Raw genomic sequence first — 1,653 nt, forward strand, 5'->3', positions numbered from 1 at the left:
GCTACGGCTTCTAACCCAACAGCTAATCCTTCTGTTACAACTACTTATACTTTAACAGCTACTAATACCGCTTCTGGATGTACTGCAACTAGTACTGTAACGGTAACAGTTGCAAATTCAATTCCAAGTCCTAAGATAGTTCTCATTAATAATGTTTCTTGTTTTGATGGAAATGATGGTGAAGCAACTATTTCTGCTTCAGGAGGTAATCCTGGATACACATATAGTTGGAACTCTGTACCTGTTCAAAATACTTCTACAGCCACTAATTTAAAAGCTGGTGAATACATTGTAACAGTAACTGACCAAAATGGCTGTTCGGCTACAACGCAAGTAACAATCTCTCAACCTGCAATCGCTGTAACGGTAAGCGGAATCGCTACCAATGCCTCTTGCTTTGGTGAGGCTAATGGTTCTATCGCTGTAACTAATAGCGCTGGTTCAACTGTAGTAATCACTAATGCTGCTAACGAGGTTGTTTCTAATACTGGATTGGTTGCTGGAACTTATACTTTAACCGCTACGGCTCCTAACGGAAACGCAAATGGTTCTTGTTCGGCTACAACGCAAGTTACAATCTCTCAACCTGCAATCGCAGTTACGGTAAGCGGAATCGCTACCAATGCTTCTTGCTTTGGTGAGGCTAACGGTTCTATCGCTGTAACTAATAGTGCTAGTTCAATTGTAGTAATCACTAATGCTGCTAACGAGGTTGTTTCTAATACTGGATTGGTTGCTGGAACTTATACTTTAATCGCTACGGCTCCTAACGGAAACGCAAATGGTTCTTGTTCGGCTACAACGCAAGTAACAATCACTCAACCTGCAGCAGCAATTAATGCTACAGCCATTATAACAAATAATAATAATTGCGTGGGATGTAGCAATGGTACTATTACGCAAACTGTTTCTGGAGGAACTCCTTTATATACTTATTTATGGTCAAATGATGCTACATCAAAAGACCTTACTGGTTTAAAAAATGGTATTTATAGTGTTGAAATTAAAGATGCTAATGGTTGTATTGAAAATTATTCTTATTCAATAACAGAATCTGGTATTGCTCTTGTGAAAACAGCTGCTGTAGGTGGAACGGGTAAAGTGGGTGATGTAATTACCTATACTTTTGCAGTAACTAATACTGGAAACACTTCGCTTAGCAATGTAATAGTAACTGATCCAATGCTAGGTTTAAGCATTACTGGAAACCCAATTGCAACCCTTGCAGTAGGGGCTTCTAATGCGACTATCAAAGGAACATATACGATCAAACAATCGGATATCGATGCGGGTAAAGTGGTTAACACGGCTTTAGCAACTGCTCAAGATCCGAATAATAAAGATGTAACGGATATCTCTGGTACTACGGTAACTAACGATACTACTACTGATACGCCTCTAACGCAAACGCCAAGTATTGCTCTTGTGAAAACAGCTGCTGTAGGTGGAACGGGTAAAGTGGGTGATGTAATTACCTATACTTTTGCAGTAACCAATACTGGAAACACTTCGCTTACTAATGTAATAGTAACTGATCCAATGCTAGGTTTAAGCATTCCTGGAAACCCAATTGCAACCCTTGCAGTAGGGGCTTCTAATGCGACTATCAAAGGAACATATACGATCAAACAATCGGATATCGATGCGGGTAAA

The 1,653-nt window shown here is 39.7% G+C and carries 1 protein-coding gene; it reads left to right on the forward strand.

Going from position 1 to position 1,653, the window contains the following annotated elements:
• Positions 1-1,653: SprB repeat-containing protein (locus RCH19_RS14690; RefSeq protein ID WP_343023860.1), on the forward strand; the 1,653-nt coding region annotated here is incomplete at both ends.

Source organism: Flavobacterium sp. PL12, assembly GCF_039123485.1.
In the GTDB taxonomy this organism is placed as follows: Bacteria; Bacteroidota; Bacteroidia; order Flavobacteriales; family Flavobacteriaceae; genus Flavobacterium; species Flavobacterium weaverense.